Here is a 1,439-nt window from a genome sequence, read left to right on the forward strand (position 1 = left end):
AGGAACCTCGACCAACCGAAACCGGCTGGACGGGGTATCAACTAATCTGGCGTTGATTTTTGGCACGCTGTTGAGTTCTCAAGGTGCGGACGCTTCCTTTGTTCCTGTTTCCAGGCCCTCCGGGCGCTTCCTTCGTTTCCGACTCTATCAGATCTTTCCGATCCGATTTCCTCGGTGCTTTCCGGTCCCGATTTGTTTTTCTCGGGGCCTTCCGGCGCTTTCCGACTTTATCAGAATCATTTCCGGCTACCTAATCGGTGGCTTTTCGTGATTCGCGATAAAGAATCGGGAGTGAGTCAGACTCTAGTTGATTGCTGCCGAGCTGTCCAGCTCCAGGCAACCATCTGAATCTACCTCCCCGCGTCCACCGTGTCAACGGTTTTTTCGGGCACCGGAGGACAGTACCAGCTCCGCGGGGGCCGACGCACATCGGCGCGGTGGGGTGCTCAGGCGGGGAAGACGGAGGGTGGCGTGTCGAGGTCTTCCAGCTCGATGCCGGGGGCGGCGAGGACCACGTCGCCGGCGATGTGGACGGTGTGGCGCTCCCCGGTGTCCAGGGTGCTGACCTGGTACTCGTCCACGATCAGACCGCCCTCGTCGGTGGGGTGCGTCTCGCTCCTCAGCAGGGCCCAGGACTGGTCGACGGTGAGGGGGGCGAGGACCGGGTCGGTGAAGGCGACCAGGCGGACCCGGGTCTCGGGGGCGCCGGGGGTGAGGCGCAGGAGGCGGGTGAGGGCGATCAGGAAGGCCGGGGACGTACCGGTGAAGGCGTGGGCGCGGACGTTGCCCTCGGTGGCGTGGGTGCCGGTGGGGTCGGTGCGGACCCAGGTGACGCCGTCGAGGGCGGCGCCGCGGACCTGCCAGCTCTGGGCGTGGAGCTCCAGGCGGATGGGGCGGCCGAGTTCGTCGAGGGCCAGGTCGACCGAGCCCCGGTGGTCGCCGGCCGGGGTGGTGAGTCGGGAGACGTAGCGCCAGCCGGAGGGGCCGGGGGCGCAGTGGAAGTGCTCCTCGCCGAGGGGGGTGTGGTCGTGCGGGTCGTGGAGCGAGTAGCGGCCGCGGGGCATCGCGTGGTCCTCGGGTGGTGGGGGACGGGGCAGGCCCCCGGCACGGGGTGCCGGGGGCCTGCTGGGTCGTCGCGTCGCCCGGGCGGGTGCCGGGGGGACGGATCAGTAGCGGTAGTGGTCCGGCTTGTACGGGCCCTCGACCTTGACGCCGATGTACGCGGCCTGCTCCGGGCGGAGGGTCGTCAGCTTCACGCCGAGCGCGTCGAGGTGGAGGCGGGCGACCTTCTCGTCCAGGTGCTTCGGCAGCGTGTAGACGTCGGTCGGGTACTGCTCCGGCTTCGTGAACAGCTCGATCTGGGCCAGGGTCTGGTCGGCGAAGGAGTTCGACATCACGAAGGACGGGTGGCCGGTGGCGTTGCCGAGGTTGAGCAGGTG

At 68.0% G+C, this 1,439-nt stretch carries 3 protein-coding genes; 1 reads left to right on the plus strand and 2 read right to left on the minus strand.

Annotated features, from left to right (window positions below):
• Positions 1 to 271, plus strand: a 271-nt coding sequence (locus IF73_RS42475; protein ID WP_234338456.1) for a hypothetical protein, incomplete at its 5' end; no start/stop codon positions are given.
• A gap of 175 nt (positions 272 to 446) precedes the next feature.
• Here the strand turns inward: IF73_RS42475 and IF73_RS0136970 are convergent.
• Both IF73_RS0136970 and IF73_RS0136975 read right to left on the minus strand, forming a co-directional pair.
• A complete protein-coding gene (locus tag IF73_RS0136970) occupies positions 447 to 1,064 on the minus strand; it encodes a hypothetical protein (protein ID WP_031015886.1) in 618 nt (205 codons plus the stop codon).
• A gap of 102 nt (positions 1,065 to 1,166) precedes the next feature.
• The coding region (locus IF73_RS0136975; protein ID WP_031015888.1) for an adenosylhomocysteinase at positions 1,167 to 1,439 on the minus strand (273 nt) is incomplete at its 5' end.

Source organism: Streptomyces sp. NRRL F-5727 (assembly GCF_000719555.1).
In the GTDB taxonomy this organism is placed as follows: Bacteria; Actinomycetota; Actinomycetes; order Streptomycetales; family Streptomycetaceae; genus Streptomyces.